Here is a 17,700-nt window from a genome sequence, read left to right as displayed (position 1 = left end):
CCTACGCGGTCGCGGGGCGAGCCTGACCGGTCGGGCGGCGCTGCGCGGCCTTCTCGGCGACAGGCTGCTCGGCCTCGGTCTGCGCGGCGGTGCCGACCGTCTCGCGACGCGTCGGGACGTCGACCGGAGGCAGCACCGACACCGGGCGCTGCTCGCTCGAGAGCCACTGCGGACGCGGCGGGAGGCGCTTGACGTCCTTGAAGATCTCGGCGAGCTCGAGGTGGTCCAGCGTCTCCTTCTCGAGGAGTTCGAGCGCCAGCTTGTCGAGGACGTCGCGGTTGGCGTTGATGACCTCGTAGGCCTCGTTGTGCGCCTGCTCGATGAGCGCGCGCACCTGCACGTCGACGCGCTCGGCCACGCGCTCCGAGAACTCACGGCCGTGGCCCATGTCGCGGCCCATGAAGACCTCGCCCGAGGACTGGCCGAGCTTGACGGGGCCGATGTCGCCGGTCATGCCGTACTCGGTGACCATCTTGCGGGCGATGCTCGTAGCCTTCTCGATGTCGTTCGAGGCGCCGGTGGTGGGATCGTGGAACACGATCTCCTCGGCGACGCGGCCGCCCATCGCGTAGGCGAGCTGATCCTGCAGCTCGTTGCGGGTGACGGAGTACTTGTCTTCCAGCGGGAGCACCATCGTGTAGCCGAGCGCCTTGCCGCGCGGGAGGATGGTGACCTTCGTCACCGGGTCGGTGTGGTTCATCGCCGCCGCCGCGAGCGCGTGACCGCCCTCGTGGTACGCGGTGATGAGCTTCTCCTTGTCCTTCATCACGCGTGTGCGGCGCTGCGGACCGGCGATCACGCGGTCGATGGCCTCGTCCAGCGCGCGGTTGTCGATCAGCTGCGCGTTCGAGCGGGCCGTCAGCAGCGCGGCCTCGTTGAGCACGTTGGCGAGGTCGGCGCCGGTGAAGCCGGGCGTCTTGCGCGCGACGACCTCGAGGTCGACGCCGTCGGCCAGCGGCTTGCCGCGGCCGTGCACCTCGAGGATCTTGGTACGGCCCTTGTAGTCGGGCGCGTCCACGCCGATCTGCCGGTCGAAGCGGCCGGGGCGGAGAAGTGCGGGATCGAGGATGTCGGGGCGGTTGGTCGCCGCGATGACGATGACGTTGACCTTGGGGTCGAAGCCGTCCATCTCGACGAGCATCTGGTTGAGCGTCTGCTCGCGCTCGTCGTGCCCGCCGCCCATGCCGGCGCCGCGGTGGCGGCCGACGGCGTCGATCTCGTCGATGAAGATGATGGCCGGCGAGGTCTCCTTCGCCTGGTTGAAGAGGTCGCGCACGCGGCTCGCGCCGACGCCGACGAACATCTCGACGAAGTCCGAACCCGAGATCGAGTAGAACGGCACGCCGGCCTCACCCGCGACCGCGCGGGCCAGCAGCGTCTTGCCGGTTCCCGGAGGGCCGTACAGCAGCACGCCCTTCGGGATGCGGGCGCCGACGGCCTGGAACCGCGACGGGTCCTTCAGGAAGTCCTTGATCTCCTCGAGCTCCTCGATCGCCTCGTCGGAGCCGGCGACGTCCGCGAACGTGACCTGCGGCATCTCCTTCGTCACGAGCTTGGCGCGCGACTTGCCGAACTGCATGACCTTGCTGCCGCCGCCCTGGGCGCTGGAGAGCAGCCACCAGAAGAGGAGGCCGAGAAGGAGGATCGGCAGGAGCAGAGAGATGAACCCGTCGAACCAGGTTGCGCGCGGGACGGCGTCGTTGAAGCCGTCCTTCGGGTCGGCGGCGTTGATCGCATCGACGACCTCGGAGGCGCGCGCCGTGACGTAGTAGAACTGCACGTCGGTCGCGCCGTCGTAGGGCTCCGAGAGGGTCATGTCGACGCGCTGGTCGCCGTCGGTGTTGACGACCTCGGTGACCGTGCTGCCCTCGAGGAGCTCGAGCCCCTCCTGCGTCGAGATCTGCTTCGCGCTGTTCAGGCTCGAGATGAGGGAGAAGCCCACGATGAGCAGAACGCCGATCATCAGGACGTAGAAGAGCGGGTTGCGGGTGATCTTCTTCAAGGCCATGGTGCGGGCGCGAGCCCGATCCCTTTCGTCGAACGAACCGCCGTACGACGGGAAGAGGGGTCGCCGACGGTGGAATCAGGGTATCGCGGGGCCCCTATGACCAGTCTGTGCATTCGCCCCGGGCGTAATCGCCCCCGGGTCAGCTGTAGACGTGCGGGGCCAGGATCGCGACGTCGCGCAGGTTGCGGTACTGCTCGGCATAGTCGAGTCCGTAGCCGATGACGAATTCGTTCGGGATGTCGAAGCCGACGTACTTGCAGTCGACCTCGACCTTGGCGGCATCCGGCTTGCGCAGCAGCGCGAAGACCTCGATCGACGCCGCACCGCGCGAGGCGAAGTTCTCGAGCAGCCAGCTGAGGGTGAGGCCCGAGTCGATGATGTCCTCGACGATCAGCACGTGCTTGTCGTGCAGGTCGGTGTCGAGGTCCTTGCGGATCTGCACCACACCGCTGGACTTGGTGCCGGCGCCGTAGGACGAGACCGCCATCCAGTCCATCGGGACGCTCGTCGGCAGCGCCCGGGCGAAGTCGGCCATGACCATGACAGCGCCCTTGAGCACGCCGACCAGCAGGAGGTCCTTGCCCTCGTAGTCCGCGGCGACGCGGGCTGCGATCTCGTCCAGCTTCGCGAGGATCTCCTCCTCGGTGACCAGGATCCGGGTGAGTTCGCTCTGCATGTCGACCGCGCGCATGGGGAGAGTCTAGGCGGGGTCAGCCGGCGTCGCCGCGGACGGTCTGGGGGCTGACGACGAGCACGCCGAGGATCTCGGCCAGGCCCGGGGCCGACGGGACCCAGGTCACCTCGATGTACCACTCGCCGCTGTCGAGCTCCTTCCGGAACCCCTCGGTGACCCAGCCGTCGACTTCGCGGACGCGCGACTGAGACCAGCCCTCTTGCGAGAGATACCCCGAGACGGCGTCGAAGGCGCTGGCCGAGGCATCCGTCTCGGCGATCAGATTCAGATCCTCCCGCGCCTGCCACCATGCCGGATCGCCCGGGGCGGCTGCTCCCTCCGTCGGGCCGAATCGCGGCTCCGACTCCGAGAACGCGCGCTGCGCGATGAGATCTTCAGGGACGACCGCCACCGTGTCGGCGAGGAGGCGATCGGCCTCGGCGTGGAAGTCGTCGAGCCGGCTTTCTGCGGGCATGCTGCATCCTCCGAGAGTGAGGGCGAGGGCCGTGACCACGACGGCGGCGATGAGTCGGCGCACTGGTCACCCCACGTCCACGTAGCTGGGTTCGTAGTCATCCCGGTCGATGCCGTCGATCGTGATCGGGCGGCCGCCGGCGATGATGAGCTCGTCCTGGGCGAAGACCTGGGCCCGGCCGCCCGTGATCACGGCCACCATGTTCTCGAACGCGGTCGAGCCCGGCGTGTAGAGCGAGCTGTGGCTGTCTATCGCCGACGGGGTGCCGTTGCCAGGGACGTTGTAGTCCTCGATGTCGTCGCTGCCGGGATCCGACGCATCGATCCACCCGGTTTCGAGTCGCACGACGCCGTCGGCGGTGAGCGTCGATTGTCCGTGCAGGGCGTGGAGGTCGCCTTGGCGACCCTGTATGAGCCCCACGACGAGGTCGTTGCGGCTCATCATCGCGTAGTGAGGCACGTCTGAAGTATGAGGGAAGTCTGCGACGCCCGAGGCGCCATCGCCCATGCCGGCCGCGGCGACGTACAGCACCCGGTCGGCGCGCAGTCCGGCCGCCTCCGCCAGCCCGACGGTCGCGCCACCATGGCTGTGTCCGATCACCGTGAGCGATCCGTTCGCGGGCAGGGTGATGCCGGCGGCGAAGTCGCGCAGGCGCGGCGCGAGGTCGTGCGAGTACGAGGCGCTCATCGCGTCGGGAATCGACTGGGGGAACGCCCCGCCCGCCCACTGGAAGACGGCGGAGCGGCGGCCCGCGGCGTGCTGGAGGTCGGCGGCGCGGCCGTCGCCGAAGTCGGTCATGTTCGATCCGGTTCCCGGAACCGAGATCGCCACGGACTCGACCCACGAGGGGATGTCCCCCGTCACCGGGTCGATAGGCCCGTGATACGTCGCGATCGCGCCGAGGAACGGGTCGAAGACCACTACTCGAGCCCCGATCTCGACGCGCGAGCTGCCCGATTCCTCGGTCACACGGACCTCCTGCGAGAGCAGTCCATCGTAGGAGTCGATCAGTCGCTGCTGCTCGGCGATGAGAGCGTCGAACTCCCGCTCTATCGCGTCCTGGCTGTGGTACGCCTTTTCGAGCGCGGCGTCACGCAGGGCCTCCAGCCGGTCGATCTCGGCTCGGCGCGCGCCGATCTCGGCCTCGATGTTCAGCCGGTTGGCCTCGACGCGGTCTGCGATGGGGATGCCGTCCAGGTTTCCGATGACCTGGGGTGAACCGGCGATGAGTGCGTCGCGCTGCGCGCGATCGAGGCTGTCCCACACCTGCCGCACGAGGGTGGGGTCGCTCAGAGCCGCCACCTGCTCGGCGGTCACGTCGCCGGTGTCGCCTGCCCACAGGGCGGTCGCCGCGACGAAGCCGGACGCGCTGACGAGGCCGTTCCGGGTGATCGCGGCGATGAGCGGAATGCCCGACAGCCGGGCAGCAGTGTCGTGGTCGAGCGCGTCACGCTCGTCGCGCAGCGCGTTGTAGGCGGCTCGCGACTCGTGGAAGTCGTCGATTGCGCCCTGCCAGCTGTCGAGCAGCGACGGGTCGTCGAGGTACGCCCACGACGGCAGCACGTCGTCCCACTCCAGCGCCCAGCCGACGACGAATTCGGAGGCGGCGTCGAGTGCGGCGGACCGCCGGGTCGTGATGGCGGCGAAGTCGGCCGAGGCGTCGACGAGCACGGCGGCGGCGCGGCGCTTCAGATCGGCCACAGCCTGCGCGTAGTCCTCGAGCGCGCCGGCCGCTTCGTCGGCGGCGTCTGCCACCTCGGTGAACCGGGCCGCGAGCACGGTGATGCGCGGACGCAGGGCGTCGACGCTCTGCGCCGACACCGGCGAAAGCGCGCTCAGCGCGCTCTGCGACGAGGCGCCCCCGTCGCGCTGCGCGTCCGCCCGGCCCCGGAAGAGCTTCGCGAGGTCGCGGATGCCGTCGACGTCCCCCTCGCCGGGATCGGCCGCGAGGCCCGGCAGCGTCATCCGTCGGCCCCGACCAGCCGTGCGTCGAGTTCGCGCAGCTCGGTGTGCACCGTGCCGACGTCGATCGACAGGTCGCCGCCGACATCGGCCAGCTCGGTCATCGCCTGCCGCACCAGGGCGTCGACATCGGCGAGCGCCGATTCCACCATGTCCGACCCGAGGGCGCCGAACGCCACGCAGTACGCATCGACCGAGGTGGCGCCCGCCTCGAGCAGGTGCGAGACCGCCGCGGTGAAATCGGAGTGTGAGAACTCGACGTCTGCCATGTCGCCACTCACGCTAGCCATGCGAAGGCCAAGGGCGTGAGGGGACATTTCCCCATGCCGAGCAGCGCCCGCTCAGCGCGCGGTGAACTCGATGCGTCCGCCGACGCGGCGGGCGCGGCATCCGGGGAGGTCGATCGGTCCCTGACCCGTCCAGTCCGTCACGAGCCTGGCGACCTCGAGCGTCTGCGTGCGGGTGAGGCTCTGGTGGAACTCGCTCGCCACGACGTGCCGGATGATCCGATGCCGCAGCGCAGCCGGGTTGGCAGCCAGCGCCGCGACCGATACGGAGATGCCGGCCTCGGCGTGCTCGACGATGTCCTCGATGGTCTCGTCGATCATCTCGTCGAACGCCTCGGCGTCCTCGCGCAGCTGGGTCGCCGTGCGGGCCAGCGCCTCGGCGATGCCCGGGCCGAGCTCGGCCTCGAGCACCGGCAGCACGGCGGTGCGCACGCGCACCCGGGCATACCGCGGATCGAGGTTGTGGGGGTCGTCCCACGGCGCGAGGTCCTCGGCCGCGCACGCGACGCGGGTCGTCTCGCGCCGCACATCCAGCAGCGGGCGCAGCAGCGCGACCCCGTCGAGATCAGACTCGGCCGCCATACCCTGGAGGCTGCCGCCGCCGGAACCGCGGGCCAGTCCCAGCAGCACGGTCTCGGCCTGGTCGTCGAGGGTGTGCCCGACGAGCACGGCGGTGGCGCCGAGGTCGCGGGCCGCGTCGCGCAGCGCGCGATAGCGCGCGGCGCGTGCGGCGGCCTCGGGACCGCCGTCGGCGCCGACCTCGACGCGCACGACCCAGGCCTCGAGCCCGAGGCGCTCGGCCTGTGCGGCGGCGCTGGCCGCGGCATCCGCAGATCCCTGCTGCAGCCCGTGGTCGACGGTCACCGCGACGACCCGGAGGTCGAGCTTCGGCGCCTCGAACGCGGTGGCCGCCGCGAGAGCGAGGGAGTCGGCGCCACCGGAGAGCCCGACGACCACTGTCGATCCGGGGGCACGGCCCTCCAGCGCGCGGCGGACCGCCCGTCGCACCTCGGCGACAGCGGGGTCCAGACTCGGTCGGCGCTCGTCCACCCGCCCACGGTACCGGGCGGCCGAGGACCCTGAGGAAACGCGCGGCGCCCCGCGACTAGGCTTGTCGCGGCATTCCCCCGTCTTTCCGAAGGAGCACCACATGGGCGCGTACGACGCCGTCATCGAGATCCCGCGCGGCAGCCGCGTGAAGTACGAGGTCGACCACGGCACCGGCCGCGTGTTCCTCGACCGCATCCTCTACACCGCGTTCGGCTACCCGACGAACTACGGATTCTTCGAGAACACCCTCGGCGAAGACGGCGACCCGCTCGACGTGCTCGTGCTGCTCGACTTCGACCTCGCCCCCGGCGTGCTCGCGAGCGTCCGCCCCGTCGGCGTGCTGAAGATGAGCGACGAGGCCGGCGGCGACGACAAGGTCGTGGCCGTGATCGCCAAGGACCCGCGCTGGGCGCACATCCAGGACGTGAACGACATCCCGGAGTTCACCCGCAAGGAGATCGAGCACTTCTTCGAGCACTACAAGGACCTCGAGCCCAACAAGTGGGTCAAGGTCGACGAGTGGGCGAGCGCGGCCGAGGCCGAGCGACTCGTCGGCGAGGCGTTCGACCGCTTCAAGGAGCACGACGCCGAGACGCGAACCCAGGGTGAGGGCGTCGCGCCGAACACCCTCTGAGACGCTTCACATACGAAGAGCGGATGCTTCGGCATCCGCTCTTCGTGGTTTTGAGCGTCAGACGGAGATGCCTCGTGCGCTCATGAAGTTGATCGGGTTGACCGTGCCGCCGTTGATGTACACCTCGAAGTGCAGATGGCAGCCGAACGAGCCGCCCGTGTTGCCCTCGCTCGCGATGAGCTGGCCGGCGTTGACCCATTGACCGTGAGAGACGAAGAGCCCACCGGGGCGGATGTGCGCGTAACCGGTGCCGACTCCGCCGCCGTGGTCGATCTTGATGTAGTTGCCGTAACCGCCGTTGTAGCCGGAGTACACAACGCGTCCACCCGAGGCGGCGTAAATGCCGGAGCTGCAGCCGGCCGCGAGGTCGACGCCGTGGTGATAGCTGCTGGAGCAGCCGTTGCTGCCACACTGCGGGACACGGGGTCCATAGCCGGACGTGCGCCGCCCGGACGACGGCCGAGCCCAGCCGGACCCGACGACCGCTCCTCCGCCGCCTCCTCCTCCGCCGCCGCCGCCCTGCTGGGCGAGCCGATCGGCCTCCGCCTTCGCGGCGGCCGCGGCTGCCGCCTTGGCGGCCGCCTCCTGCTCCTTACGAATGCGCTCGCCCTCTTGGTACGCCGCGACAGTGCGAGCCGTCGTGTCCTGGAGCGCTGCGAGCTGCGCCTGAAGCTGGCCCTCACGGAGTGTCTGCTCGTCGAGCGCTGCCTGAGCGGCGTCCGCGGCAGCCTGCGAGGCGATCATCTTCTCTTCGGCGACCTTCTGAAGGCGGTCGCGCTCGACCCGCTGCTCCTCTGCCTGATTGCTCAGGGACTGAGCGGAGTCGCGTGCGGTGACGGCGTCGGCATAGACGGCCTGGTTGCGCTCGATCAGCTTGTCCATCGTGCCCAGGCGCGCGAGCAGGTCGTCGGCGCTCGCGGCGGATCCGGAGAAGAAGAGCTCGAGAGACGTGTCGTCTCCGCCGTTGCGGTACAACTGCGCCGCGGCGCGTCCGGCCTTGTTGGCGGAGTCGACGGCCAGCTGGGCCTGCGCGTCTGCCTGCAGCTGCAGCTGCTCGGCTCGATAGGCGGCGTCGAAGAACTCCTGCTGGGCGACGTAGAACTCGTCGGCTGCCACCTGGGCGAGCGCGCGCTTGTCGGCGACCTCCTGGGCCAGTCCGGCGATGAGCGCCTGGATCTTGGCGACCTCGGCCGCTTTGGCCGCCTCGTTCGCCTTGGCCGCCTCGACCTCGGGCCACGACGGGTACTGCGCGCCGAAGGCCGGCGAGATGAGAGGGCTGACGACACCGCCGATGACGGCGAGGCCGATCGCACCGAGCCCGAGGGCGCCGCGGCGGCTCACCGCGGCGGGCCACAGCAGGCGCTTCTCACGCGGAGTCGGCGCGCAGCCGCAGTCAGCGTCGGAGGCATCGTAAAGTGCCACGGGCCCTCCCCTCGCGAAGTCGACTTCTTTCACACTAACAACATCGTTCACATGCGCAACAGTGCGCAACGACCTCGATGCCCGCGTCGGGACAGCGGTCACGTAGCCAGTGTCAACCGGGATGGGCCGATCCACAAGGGCGCCACGCCCTCGATTGGCGCATTCGCAATCCATTGCGTATGCTTGACCCTCGGTAAGCGTGAGCCCCTCGGGTTCACCCGGCCCCATCGTTTAGCGGCCTAGGACGCCGCCCTTTCACGGCGGTAGCACGGGTTCGAATCCCGTTGGGGTCACGTCCGAAAACACAACTGAATACGCATGGCCCTGTAGCGCAGTTGGTTAGCGTGCCGCCCTGTCACGGCGGAGGTCGCGGGTTCAAGTCCCGTCAGGGTCGCTCCGAGCGACGGGCCCTTTTTTCGAAGAGGGCCTTTCGTCTAGGACGCGGCAGGAACGCAAGCAATTCCGCGGATGCCGCGCGGCTCTGTAGCTCAGTTGGTAGAGCGCACGACTGAAAATCGTGAGGTCACGGGATCGACGCCCGTCGGAGCCACTGAGACCCTCTTCTGGCTTCTACAGGAGGGGGTTTCTTCATGCCCGCTTCGGCTTCCGGTCCGCGTCAACCTCAGGAAACGCTGAAGATGACAATCTCGACTTGTCCCCCATATGGGGGACATGTATCTTGGCCGTAGTGCAAATCTCGGATTCGGCAGCACTGGGGGGTGAACGAATCCGAGAGCCGCACGAATCAAGGGGAAGCGGTGTGGGGCCGCAGGGGTTTTCTTCGCTCGGGGGGAGCGAAACGGCCCCCTCGGGAGTGACCGAGCAATCGGACTCCCGGGGGGACCGAAACCCTTCCGCGTGCGATCAGCCGCCGAGCGTGACGTCGACCTGGATCTCGGTCGCGAGCCGCTCGAGCTCCGCCTTCACCTCGGCCAGATCGACGGATGCCGGGACCCGGGCGCTCACCGTCGCCTCGAAGAGCCGGCCGCCGTACATCGCGGCATCCCGAGTTCCCGTCGTCATGCGGTCGATGCTGACGTCGTGGGCTCGCAGGACCGACGAGATCTCGCGCACGATGCCCGGCCGGTCGTTTCCGAGAACGCCGATCGTCAGCTGACGCGGGGCCGCGGCATCCGATCCGGTCTTCTCGCTGGAGTGCACGGTCACCGTGAGCAGTCCATCCAGGCCCGACAGCGCGGCGCGCAGCGCATCGGCGCTCGCGGGTTCGACGGAGATCTGCACGATGCCGGCGAAGGCACCGGAGAGCTCGGCGAGCTGGCTGTCCTCCCAGTTGCCGCCATGGGCGTCGACGACATCGGCCACCGCCGCGACGAGGCCGGCGCGGTCGTCGCCGACGAGGGTGAGGACGAGCGTTGTCATGGCGACAGCGTAGCGAGCGGGACCGTCAGGACCAGGGTCGCAGTTCCGTCGGCGCCGGGAAGGCCAGGCGGAACCGCTCGAGGGCACCGCCGACGGCCGATGCGGCGCCGAACTCGTCCGCGACGACGGTCACGCCGCGCGGGCCCGCCTCGGCGATGCGCACCGGGCGCTCGGTGCCGTCGGCGAACCGCAGAGTCCAGCGGTCGGCGAGATAGCCGATGCCGAGCTCGTCGAGCAGCTCCTCGGCCTCCAGCCACTCGAGAGGCTCGGCGGTGCGTGGCCGGCCGAGCAGGTCGTGCACGTGGAAGCCCTCGCCGTCGGGCACCATCCAGCCCACGACCTCGCCGTCGGCGCGGCGGTGTTCGATCCAGTCCGGGGGCAGCACGGCGGCGAGCCTAGCAGCGCGCTTCCGGGTCAGCGCTCGGCCAGCATCTCCTGCATACGGGCGATCTCGATGGCCTGGTCGGCCTCGACGTGCCGGGCGAACGTGTCGATGTCGGCCTCCTGCCCGCCGCCGGCGGCGTAGAGCGCCTCGACCATCTGGATCGCGCCCTGGTGGTGGCGGATCATGAACTCGAGGAACAGCACGTCGAAGGCATCGCCCTTCGCGTCCTTCAGCTGAGCGAGCTCGTCCTCGGTGAGCAGACCCGGCATCGACGCGGCGGTGTGCTCGTGCGCGGCATCCGGGTCCCGCGCAGGCTCGCCCCGTGTCTGCAGCCACTTCTCGAGCTGGTCGATCTCGGCCGTCTGACTCACATCCATGCGCTCGGCCAGCATGCGGACGTCGGCGTCGGTGCTGCGCTCGTCGACGTACCCGGTCATCTCGATGGCCTGCGAATGGTGGTGGAGCATGTCGCGCACGAAGACGACGTCCTCTTCGACGTAGTCGGGTGAGCCGAGCGCCGCCGCTTCTTCCGGAGACAGCGTGCGGTTGGACTCCCCCGGCGCTCCGAGCTGCACGACCGGGGTGGTCGGCAGCGGAGCGGGCTCTTCCGTCGTGGCGGTGCACGCCGCGAGCGCGGTGACCAGAAGGGCCGTGGCGCCGAGCGACGCCAGCCGGGTCGACATCGACATCAATGCGAAACCTCTCGTGGGGGACTCCCCCATCATGCGTGCCGTCTCGAAGGAAGACGAGCGATCGAAACGAAGAGTTAACGAATCCGGTAGCGCTAACGCACTCACCGTCGATACGTTTCATCCATATAACTGCATAGCCATGAAACTCGCGAAGTGCATCCGTCACCACCCCCAGACGGTGCGGATTGCGCTCTCGCGGGGGCGACGCAGCGACACATCGATGACGCATTGCCGAGTTGAGAGGGCCCCCACCCGCATGAGCAAACGATCACCCCAGGGATCGCGCTGGAGAACACGAGCACTCGCCGCCGTCGGCGCGCTGGCGCTCGGAATCACGATGGTGACGGCGACCGCCGCCACCGCAGACACCCTCGACCCCGACCCCCGCGAAGGACTCGCGGCGGGCCTCCACGATGCCGGCCAGGCAGCGAGCAACATCGCGCTGCTGTCGGCGCAGCAGAAGACCTCGCCGTTCACGACGAACTCCGACCTGGCGTTCACCGGCGACTACGCGATCGCCGGCAACTACTACGGCTTCCAGATCTACGACGTCAGCGATCCGGCGGCTCCGTCGCTCAGCGGCACGTTCGTGTGTCCGGGCGGCCAGGGCGATGTCTCGGTGTTCGGCGACCTGCTGTTCATGTCCGTCGAGTCCGGCCCCGGCCGCCTCGACTGCGGCACCGTGAGCGTGCCGGCCACCGATCCGCAGACCTTCCGCGGTGTCCGCGTCTTCGACATCTCCGACATCACGAACCCGGTGCAGGTCGCCGCGGTCCAGACCTGCCGGGGATCGCACACGCACACCGTCGTGGAAGACCCGGACGACACCGAGAACGTGTACGTCTACGTCTCGGGCACCGCGGGCGTGCGCACCACGACGACGGCGCTCCAGGGATGCGTGAACCCGACCAACGCCAACACCGAGGCGTCGCACCTCGACGCCAACGGCAACCCGATCGACACCGCCCGCTTCCAGGTCGAGGTCATCAAGGTGCCGCTGGCCGACCCGGCGAGCGCCGCGGTCGTCAACGAGGCTCGCCTGTTCGTGGCCGAGAGCGGCAGCCCGGCGGGCCTGTGGCCCGGCGGCAGCCACGGCGAGGGGCTGCAGAGCACCTCGGCGACCGACGCGTGCCACGACATCACGGCGTACCCCGAGATCGGCCTGGCGGCCGGTGCCTGTGAGGGCAACGGCATCCTGATCGACATCAGCGACCCGGTGAACCCGGTGCGCCTCGATGCCGTGACCGACCCGCGCTTCGCGTACTGGCACTCGGCGACGTTCAACAACGACGGCACGAAGGTCGTGTTCACCGACGAGTGGGGTGGCGGAAGCGGTGCACGCTGCCGTGCGGAGGACCCGAAGAACTGGGGTGCGAATGCCATCTTCGACATCGTCGACGGCAAGCTCCAGTTCGCCAGCTACTACAAGATGCCCGCGATCCAGACGGCGCAGGAGAACTGCGTCGCCCACAACGGCTCGCTCATCCCGGTGCCCGGCCGCGACATCATGGTGCAGGCCTGGTATCAGGGCGGTCTGTCGATCTTCGACTTCACCGACAGCGCCAACCCGGTCGAGATCGCGTACTTCGACCGCGGACCGATGAGCGCGACGAGCCTCGTCACCGGCGGCTACTGGTCGACGTACTGGTACAACGGCAACGTCTTCGGCAACGAGATCGGACGCGGCTTCGACAGCCTCGCCCTGCAGCCGAGCGTGCACCTGAGTGCGAACGAGATCGCCGCAGCGGGCGAGTACCGGCTCGACGCGTTCAACGCCCAGGCGCAGCCGAAGTACGCGCACGCGCCGAGCTTCGCGGTCGTCCGGTCGTACGTCGACCAGGCGGAGCGTGACGGCAGCCTGAGCGGCAAGGCCCTCACCCAGGTGCGCAAGCACATCGATGAAGCCGCCGTTCTGGTCGCCGATGGGTCGGCGGCAGCTGCCGTCAACGCGCAGCTCACCAACGCGGCGCGCAAGTCGGGGCTCCTTCCCGAGTCGGACGTCGTGGCGGCGCTGAACGCCCTCGCGGCAAGCCAGGGCTGACGGCTCCGGTACGAGTGATCGGTGGGCGCTCGGTGGCTTCGGCCGCCGGGCGCCCTTCGTCGTTCGGTGACGCTCTAGAGCTCGCCCGGCGACATGGCCTGCTCGTCCAGCTCCTCCACGAAGTGGCGCATCCGGCTGGGCTCGGCATCCGCTCTGCGCGGCGCGTAGACGACCAGCGAGTGGAAGACGAAGCGCACGAAGAAGGCGACGACGAGGGTGAGGGCCGTCGCCACGACGACCGAGATGTGCCAGGACTCGACGAGGAGGGCCATGACCGGGATCCGGATGAGCGCCTCGGCGTTGTTGAACGTGAAGGACTTGGCGAAGCGCAGCCACCCGCCGGAGGCGGCCTCGCGCATGTCGTGGAAGACGAACCGCTCGAGCAGCACGAAATTGCCGATGATGGTGGCCTCGGCCGCGATCACGGCCGCGACGATGTAGTCGACGCCCAGGCTCGTGAGGCCCCACACGATCGCGATGTTGACCACCGCGCCGAGCCCGCCGATCACCGCGAACAGCGACATCTTGCCGAACCGCAGCGCGGTCAGCTGTGCGAGGAAGTGCAGCCCCTGTCGCAGCGACGCCTTCGACTCGCCCGCATGCCGGTCGGCGAACGCGAACGGCACCTCGGCGACGCGCACGGTCTTGCGGGCCAGGATCTCGAGCAGGATCTTGAAGCCGCGTGGCCGCAGGGTCGCGGCATCGATCGCACGACGGTCGACCAGGAAGAACCCGGTCATCGGGTCGGTGACGCCGCGCAGCCGGCCGGGGAACATCGCCCGGGTGAGCGCGGTGGCCGCCTTCGAGACGAGCACGCGCGTGCGGTCGGCGAGCCCGGTGGCGGTGCCGCCGCCCACGTAGCGTGAGGCGATCACGATGTCGACGTCGCCCTGCGCGAACCGGGCGTACAGCAGCGGGATCTCCTCGGGCGGATGCTGCAGATCGCCGTCGATGACGAGGCACGCGTCCGCCTCGGCGAGCGCGAAGCCCTCGACGACGGCGCCGCCCAGTCCTCCGGCTCGTGACGAGCGGTGCATCAGCCGCACCGGCAGAGAAGCGGATGCCGCGACCTCGCGGATCACGTCGGGGGTGTCGTCGGTGCTGTCGTCGACGAAGATGATCTCCGCGTCGATGCCGTCGGCCGCCGCGGTGACACGCCGAACGAGCTCCGCGACGTTGGGAGCTTCATTGAACGTGGGGACGATGATCGACAGCTGCACTGCCGTCAATCGTCGCATGACCCTGCGGCGACGTGACGCGCGAAGCCTGGCGCTCGGCGCCCGTTCAGGCTGCATCGGGGAGAATGGAGGGATGACTTCCTCCCCCTCGACGATCACCATGTTCGGCGCCGACTGGTGCCGTGACTGCGTCCGCACGAAGCGTCAGCTGGACAGCCTCGGCATCCAGTACACCTACGTCGATCTCATCGAGGACCCCGCCGCAGCCGACGTCGCCCGCGAGATCTCCGGGCGGACGAACATCCCCGTCGTGGTGTACCCGGATGCATCGCACCACGTCGAGCCGTCCAACGACGACGTCGAGGCCAAGCTCCGCGAGCTCTCGCTCATCTGACGCGCGCGCCCTTCACCTCCTAGGCTGACGGGGTGACCGAAGGCGTGCAGGGCAACACCCGTGAGATCGAGGGCACGGTCGTCACCGACTTCGCCGACCGGATGAGCTACGGGGGCTATCTCGATCTGGGGACGCTGCTCGCCGCGCAGCGGCCGCTGAGCGATCCCGAGCATCACGACGAGCTGCTGTTCATCATCCAGCACCAGACGACGGAGCTCTGGCTCAAACTCGTGCTGCACGAACTGTCGGCGGCGTGCCGGCTGCTGCGCGATGACCAGCTCGCGCCCGCGCTCAAGTGCGTCGCCCGCGTCAAGCACATCCAGAAGACGCTCACCGAGCAGTGGTCGGTCCTCGCCACCCTCACCCCGGCGGAGTACGCGCAGTTCCGCGGTGTGCTCGGCAACGCCAGCGGCTTCCAGTCCGCGCAGTACCGTGCCGTCGAGTTCACGCTCGGCAACAAGAACGCCGCCATGCTGAAGGTGTTCGCCGCCGACCCGCAGGCTTCCGAACTGATCGAGAGCGCGCTGCGCGCACCGAGTCTCTACGACGAGTTCCTTCGGATGCTGGCACGCGCCGGCTACCCGATCCCGGCCGAGGTGCTCGAGCGCGACGTCACGCAGGCGTGGACCTTCACGCCCGAGCTCGTGCCCATCTTCGCCGGGATCTATGCGGACCCGCAAGCGCACTGGGCCGCGTACGAGACGTGCGAGGAGCTCGTGGACCTCGAGGACAACTTCCAGCTCTGGCGGTTCCGGCACCTCAAGACCGTCGAGCGCATCATCGGGCACAAGACCGGCACGGGCGGGTCCAGCGGCGCCTCGTTCCTGCAGCGCGCGCTCTCGCTGACCTTCTTCCCCGAGCTGTTCGCCGTGAGGACGGAGATCGGATGAACAGCGCCGACCCCTTCGCGCTGCGAGAGCTGCTCGGCGACGAGGCCGCGCTCTGCCGCCGCGCTCTCACCGGCGAGCACGGCGTCGCGCTGCCGCCCTTCATCGACCACCACGTGCACCTGCACCTCATCGACGAGCACGCCCTGCCGCCCGGCGGCATCGCCGGGGTCCTCGACCTCGGCGGCGATCCCGTCGGCCTCGCACGCCGGTCGCCCGCCGCGATGCCCCGCGTCTCCTATGCCGGTGCATTCCTCACCGCGCCCGGCGGCTACCCGTCGGGGCGCAGCTGGGCGCCCGACGCGACCGTGCGCGTCATCGCCGACGCATCGGCCCACCCCGGCGTCGCCGGCGGCGCGGGAACCGCGGTCGACGAGCAGGCGTCGTTCGGAGCCTCCGTCATCAAGGTGGCCCTCAACGCGGTCGCCGGCCCGGTGTTCGACGGCGCCACCCTTCACGCGATCGTGCGGGCGGCGCACCGGCACGGGCTCCCCGTGGTGGCGCATGTGGAAGGCGAGGGGATGCCGCGGCTCGCGCTGGACGCCGGCGTCGACGCCCTCGCGCACGCGCCCTTCACCGAGCTGCTCGATGCCGACCTCGTCGCCGACGCGGCCGCTGCGGGCCAGCGGTGGATCGCGACCCTCGACATCCACCGTGGCGACGCGCAGACGGCAGAGTTCGCGCGCGCGAATGTCGCGGCCTTCATCGACGCCGGCGGGACCGTGCTCTACGGCACCGACCTCGGCAACGGCGACCGCGGCGTCGGCATCCTCGTCGGCGAACTTCAAGCACTCGATGATGCGGGGGTGCGCGGCACGGACCTGATCCAGGCGCTGACCGACCCCTGGCCGGGGCACGCGCCCGCTGGGGTCGCGACCTTCGTTGCCGGTCCTCCCCCGATCTCGCTCGACGATGTCGCCGAATGGCTCGGTCGTGCCACGGTCGTCCCCACCGAGGAGCTTCTCCATGACGAGCACTGACTCGCCGCTGCCGGCGACTTCCGACGACCTCGAGGCTGCGGCATCCGCTCTGGACGCCGCTGACCCGCTGCGCGCCTATCGCGATGCGTTCGTGGGGGCCGAGACGTCGCTGGTGTACTTCGACGGCAACTCGCTCGGACGCCCGCCCCGGGCGAGCATCGACCGGCTGGCCGCGTTCGCGCGGGACGAGTGGGGCGGCCGCCTCATCCGCGGCTGGGACGAGTCGTGGATGCAGATGCCCTTCGAGATCGGCGACGCCATCGGCCGTGCGGCGATCGGTGCGGCCCCGGGCCAGACGGTCGTGGGCGACTCGACGACGGTGCTGCTGTACAAGCTCGTGCGCGCGGCGTTCGACGCGCAGCACGCCGCCGACCCGGCGCGGGTCGAGATCGTGGTGGACCGCGACAACTTCCCGACCGATCGGTACCTGGTTGACGGCATCGCCCGCGAGCGCGGCGGCGGCGTGCGGTGGATCGACGTCGACACGTCGGCCGGGGTCACCGCCGACGCGCTGCGGGCCGCGGTGGGTCCGTCGACGGCCGTCGTGCTGCTCAGCCACGTCGCCTACCGGTCGGGCTATCTGGCGGATGCCGCGGCCTTCACCGCCATCGCGCACGAGGCCGGGGCGCTCGTGGTCTGGGATCTGTGTCACTCCGCCGGCTCGGTGCCGGTGCTCGCCGACGAGTGGAACTTCGACCTCGCCGTGGGGTGCACGTACAAGTACCTCAATGGCGGGCCCGGTTCGCCCGCGTTCGCCTACGTCGCCGCCCGCCACCAGGACGCGCTGGCCCAGCCGATCCAGGGATGGATGGGAGCCGCCGACGTCTTCGCGATGGGTCCGGAGTACCACCCCGCCGAAGGGATGCGCCGGTTCCTGTCGGGGACGCCGCCGATCGTCGGGATGCTCGCGATGCAGGACACCCTGGCACTCATCGAAGAAGCCGGCATCGATGCGATCCGTGCCAAATCGGTCGCGCTCACCGAGTTCGCCCTCCGTGCCGCGCACGAGCTGCTCGAGCCCCTGGGCGTGACGGTGGCCTCGCCGCGCGAGCCCGAGGCGCGAGGCGGGCACGTGACGCTGTCGCACCCGGCCATGCGCGCGGTGACCGCACGGCTGTGGAGCGAGGACGTCATTCCGGACTACCGCGATCCCGACGGGCTGCGGATCGGCCTCTCGCCGTTGTCGACGAGCTTCGCGGAGACGCTCACGGGGTTGCGCGCCGTCGCGCGGGAACTCGGCTGATACGCGCTG

At 69.7% G+C, this 17,700-nt stretch carries 17 protein-coding genes and 3 tRNA genes; 9 read left to right on the top strand and 11 right to left on the bottom strand.

Translation table 11 applies throughout. From position 1 onward, the window contains the following. Position 1: 1 nt before the first annotated feature. The 6 genes from ftsH to tilS form a co-directional block, all read right to left on the bottom strand. The gene (gene ftsH / locus ASD56_RS05650; protein ID WP_055962265.1) at positions 2-2,008 is read right to left on the bottom strand and encodes an ATP-dependent zinc metalloprotease FtsH; all 2,007 of its coding nucleotides are present in this window, start codon (positions 2,006-2,008) and stop codon (positions 2-4) included. 139 nt (positions 2,009-2,147) lie between these two features. Then, a complete protein-coding gene (gene hpt / locus ASD56_RS05645; RefSeq protein WP_055962262.1) occupies positions 2,148-2,699 on the bottom strand; it encodes a hypoxanthine phosphoribosyltransferase in 552 nt (183 codons plus the stop codon). A gap of 19 nt (positions 2,700-2,718) precedes the next feature. Beyond that, the gene (locus ASD56_RS05640) at positions 2,719-3,156 is read right to left on the bottom strand and encodes a hypothetical protein (RefSeq protein WP_157535773.1); all 438 of its coding nucleotides are present in this window, start codon (positions 3,154-3,156) and stop codon (positions 2,719-2,721) included. A gap of 66 nt (positions 3,157-3,222) precedes the next feature. Continuing rightward, positions 3,223-5,121 carry a hypothetical protein gene (locus ASD56_RS05635; RefSeq protein ID WP_055962256.1) on the bottom strand — a complete coding sequence of 633 codons (1,899 nt, stop codon included), beginning with the start codon at positions 5,119-5,121 and terminating at the stop codon, positions 3,223-3,225. After that, on the bottom strand, positions 5,118-5,387 hold the full coding sequence (locus ASD56_RS05630) for a hypothetical protein (protein WP_055962253.1): 270 nt from the start codon (positions 5,385-5,387) through the stop codon (positions 5,118-5,120). Before ASD56_RS05630 ends, ASD56_RS05635 begins: the two co-directional genes overlap by 4 nt. Before the next feature lie 72 nt (positions 5,388-5,459). Next, positions 5,460-6,455 carry a tRNA lysidine(34) synthetase TilS gene (tilS, locus tag ASD56_RS05625; RefSeq protein ID WP_055962250.1) on the bottom strand — a complete coding sequence of 332 codons (996 nt, stop codon included), beginning with the start codon at positions 6,453-6,455 and terminating at the stop codon, positions 5,460-5,462. Positions 6,456-6,555: 100 nt separating this feature from the next. On the opposite strand from tilS, the gene ppa reads away from it, so the two are divergent. After that, a complete protein-coding gene (gene ppa / locus ASD56_RS05620; RefSeq protein WP_055962247.1) occupies positions 6,556-7,089 on the top strand; it encodes an inorganic diphosphatase in 534 nt (177 codons plus the stop codon). A gap of 57 nt (positions 7,090-7,146) precedes the next feature. On the opposite strand, the gene ASD56_RS05615 is transcribed toward ppa, so the two are convergent. Beyond that, a complete protein-coding gene (locus ASD56_RS05615) occupies positions 7,147-8,511 on the bottom strand; it encodes a peptidoglycan DD-metalloendopeptidase family protein (protein ID WP_055962244.1) in 1,365 nt (454 codons plus the stop codon). A 220-nt stretch (positions 8,512-8,731) separates the two neighbouring features. Between ASD56_RS05615 and ASD56_RS05610 the strand changes: the two genes are divergently transcribed. The 3 genes from ASD56_RS05610 to ASD56_RS05600 all read left to right on the top strand — a co-directional run bounded on the left by ASD56_RS05610 (position 8,732) and on the right by ASD56_RS05600 (position 9,061). Continuing rightward, a tRNA-Glu gene (locus ASD56_RS05610) sits at positions 8,732-8,804 on the top strand. A gap of 27 nt (positions 8,805-8,831) precedes the next feature. Further along, positions 8,832-8,905 (top strand) — tRNA-Asp (locus tag ASD56_RS05605). A gap of 83 nt (positions 8,906-8,988) precedes the next feature. Next, positions 8,989-9,061 (top strand) — tRNA-Phe (locus ASD56_RS05600). Between the two features lie 314 nt (positions 9,062-9,375). Here ASD56_RS05600 and ASD56_RS05595 read toward each other — a convergent pair. From ASD56_RS05595 to ASD56_RS05585, 3 genes are read right to left on the bottom strand one after another with little or no spacing between them, the layout of a single operon-like run. After that, complete coding sequence (locus tag ASD56_RS05595; protein WP_055962241.1) at positions 9,376-9,891, bottom strand: glycine cleavage system protein R; 516 nt, start codon at positions 9,889-9,891, stop codon at positions 9,376-9,378. Between the two features lie 25 nt (positions 9,892-9,916). Next, positions 9,917-10,276 (bottom strand): hypothetical protein, encoded by a 360-nt coding sequence (locus ASD56_RS05590; RefSeq protein ID WP_055962238.1) that lies wholly within the window; start codon positions 10,274-10,276, stop codon positions 9,917-9,919. Positions 10,277-10,305: 29 nt separating this feature from the next. Beyond that, positions 10,306-10,965 (bottom strand): DUF305 domain-containing protein, encoded by a 660-nt coding sequence (locus tag ASD56_RS05585; protein WP_055962235.1) that lies wholly within the window; start codon positions 10,963-10,965, stop codon positions 10,306-10,308. A gap of 259 nt (positions 10,966-11,224) precedes the next feature. Here ASD56_RS05585 and ASD56_RS05580 point away from each other — a divergent pair, with 259 nt between their 5' ends. Next, complete coding sequence (locus tag ASD56_RS05580; protein WP_055962232.1) at positions 11,225-13,009, top strand: LVIVD repeat-containing protein; 1,785 nt, start codon at positions 11,225-11,227, stop codon at positions 13,007-13,009. A 74-nt stretch (positions 13,010-13,083) separates the two neighbouring features. Here ASD56_RS05580 and ASD56_RS05575 read toward each other — a convergent pair whose 3' ends face one another. Next, a complete protein-coding gene (locus ASD56_RS05575) occupies positions 13,084-14,247 on the bottom strand; it encodes a glycosyltransferase (protein WP_055962229.1) in 1,164 nt (387 codons plus the stop codon). Between the two features lie 73 nt (positions 14,248-14,320). Between ASD56_RS05575 and ASD56_RS05570 the strand changes: the two genes are divergently transcribed. Genes ASD56_RS05570 through ASD56_RS05555 form a run of 4 tightly spaced genes read left to right on the top strand, consistent with a single transcriptional unit; the run spans position 14,321 to position 17,691 of the window. Continuing rightward, positions 14,321-14,581 carry a glutaredoxin family protein gene (locus tag ASD56_RS05570; RefSeq protein ID WP_055962226.1) on the top strand — a complete coding sequence of 87 codons (261 nt, stop codon included), beginning with the start codon at positions 14,321-14,323 and terminating at the stop codon, positions 14,579-14,581. A 32-nt stretch (positions 14,582-14,613) separates the two neighbouring features. After that, a complete protein-coding gene (gene kynA / locus ASD56_RS05565) occupies positions 14,614-15,471 on the top strand; it encodes a tryptophan 2,3-dioxygenase (protein WP_055962223.1) in 858 nt (285 codons plus the stop codon). After that, positions 15,468-16,448: a hypothetical protein gene (locus tag ASD56_RS05560; protein WP_055962220.1), complete on the top strand. Its 981-nt coding sequence runs from the start codon at positions 15,468-15,470 to the stop codon at positions 16,446-16,448. Before kynA ends, ASD56_RS05560 begins: the two co-directional genes overlap by 4 nt. Then, positions 16,435-17,691 carry a kynureninase gene (locus ASD56_RS05555; RefSeq protein WP_055962217.1) on the top strand — a complete coding sequence of 419 codons (1,257 nt, stop codon included), beginning with the start codon at positions 16,435-16,437 and terminating at the stop codon, positions 17,689-17,691. The genes ASD56_RS05560 and ASD56_RS05555 overlap by 14 nt, the downstream gene beginning before the upstream one ends. The last annotated feature ends 9 nt before the right edge of the window (positions 17,692-17,700 follow it).

Source organism: Microbacterium sp. Root166, assembly GCF_001427145.1.
Classification (GTDB): domain Bacteria; phylum Actinomycetota; class Actinomycetes; order Actinomycetales; family Microbacteriaceae; genus Microbacterium.
The sequence above is the reverse complement of the archived record's forward strand: the minus strand, read 5'-3'. Positions and strand labels throughout refer to the sequence as shown.

Bases quoted from the DNA above. Each gene is read 5' to 3' on its own strand.
- ASD56_RS05640 (WP_157535773.1), bottom strand. From the start codon at position 3,156: ATGCCCGCAGAAAGCCGGCTCGACGACTTCCACGCCGAGGCCGATCGC.
- ppa (WP_055962247.1), top strand. From the start codon at position 6,556: ATGGGCGCGTACGACGCCGTCATCGAGATCCCGCGCGGCAGCCGCGTG.
- ASD56_RS05560 (WP_055962220.1), top strand. From the start codon at position 15,468: ATGAACAGCGCCGACCCCTTCGCGCTGCGAGAGCTGCTCGGCGACGAG.
- ftsH (WP_055962265.1), bottom strand. From the start codon at position 2,008: ATGGCCTTGAAGAAGATCACCCGCAACCCGCTCTTCTACGTCCTGATG.
- ASD56_RS05580 (WP_055962232.1), top strand. From the start codon at position 11,225: ATGAGCAAACGATCACCCCAGGGATCGCGCTGGAGAACACGAGCACTC.
- hpt (WP_055962262.1), bottom strand. From the start codon at position 2,699: ATGCGCGCGGTCGACATGCAGAGCGAACTCACCCGGATCCTGGTCACC.
- ASD56_RS05555 (WP_055962217.1), top strand. From the start codon at position 16,435: ATGACGAGCACTGACTCGCCGCTGCCGGCGACTTCCGACGACCTCGAG.
- ASD56_RS05595 (WP_055962241.1), bottom strand. From the start codon at position 9,891: ATGACAACGCTCGTCCTCACCCTCGTCGGCGACGACCGCGCCGGCCTC.
- ASD56_RS05635 (WP_055962256.1), bottom strand. From the start codon at position 5,121: ATGACGCTGCCGGGCCTCGCGGCCGATCCCGGCGAGGGGGACGTCGAC.
- ASD56_RS05570 (WP_055962226.1), top strand. From the start codon at position 14,321: ATGACTTCCTCCCCCTCGACGATCACCATGTTCGGCGCCGACTGGTGC.
- ASD56_RS05585 (WP_055962235.1), bottom strand. From the start codon at position 10,965: ATGTCGATGTCGACCCGGCTGGCGTCGCTCGGCGCCACGGCCCTTCTG.
- ASD56_RS05575 (WP_055962229.1), bottom strand. From the start codon at position 14,247: ATGCGACGATTGACGGCAGTGCAGCTGTCGATCATCGTCCCCACGTTC.
- ASD56_RS05630 (WP_055962253.1), bottom strand. From the start codon at position 5,387: ATGGCAGACGTCGAGTTCTCACACTCCGATTTCACCGCGGCGGTCTCG.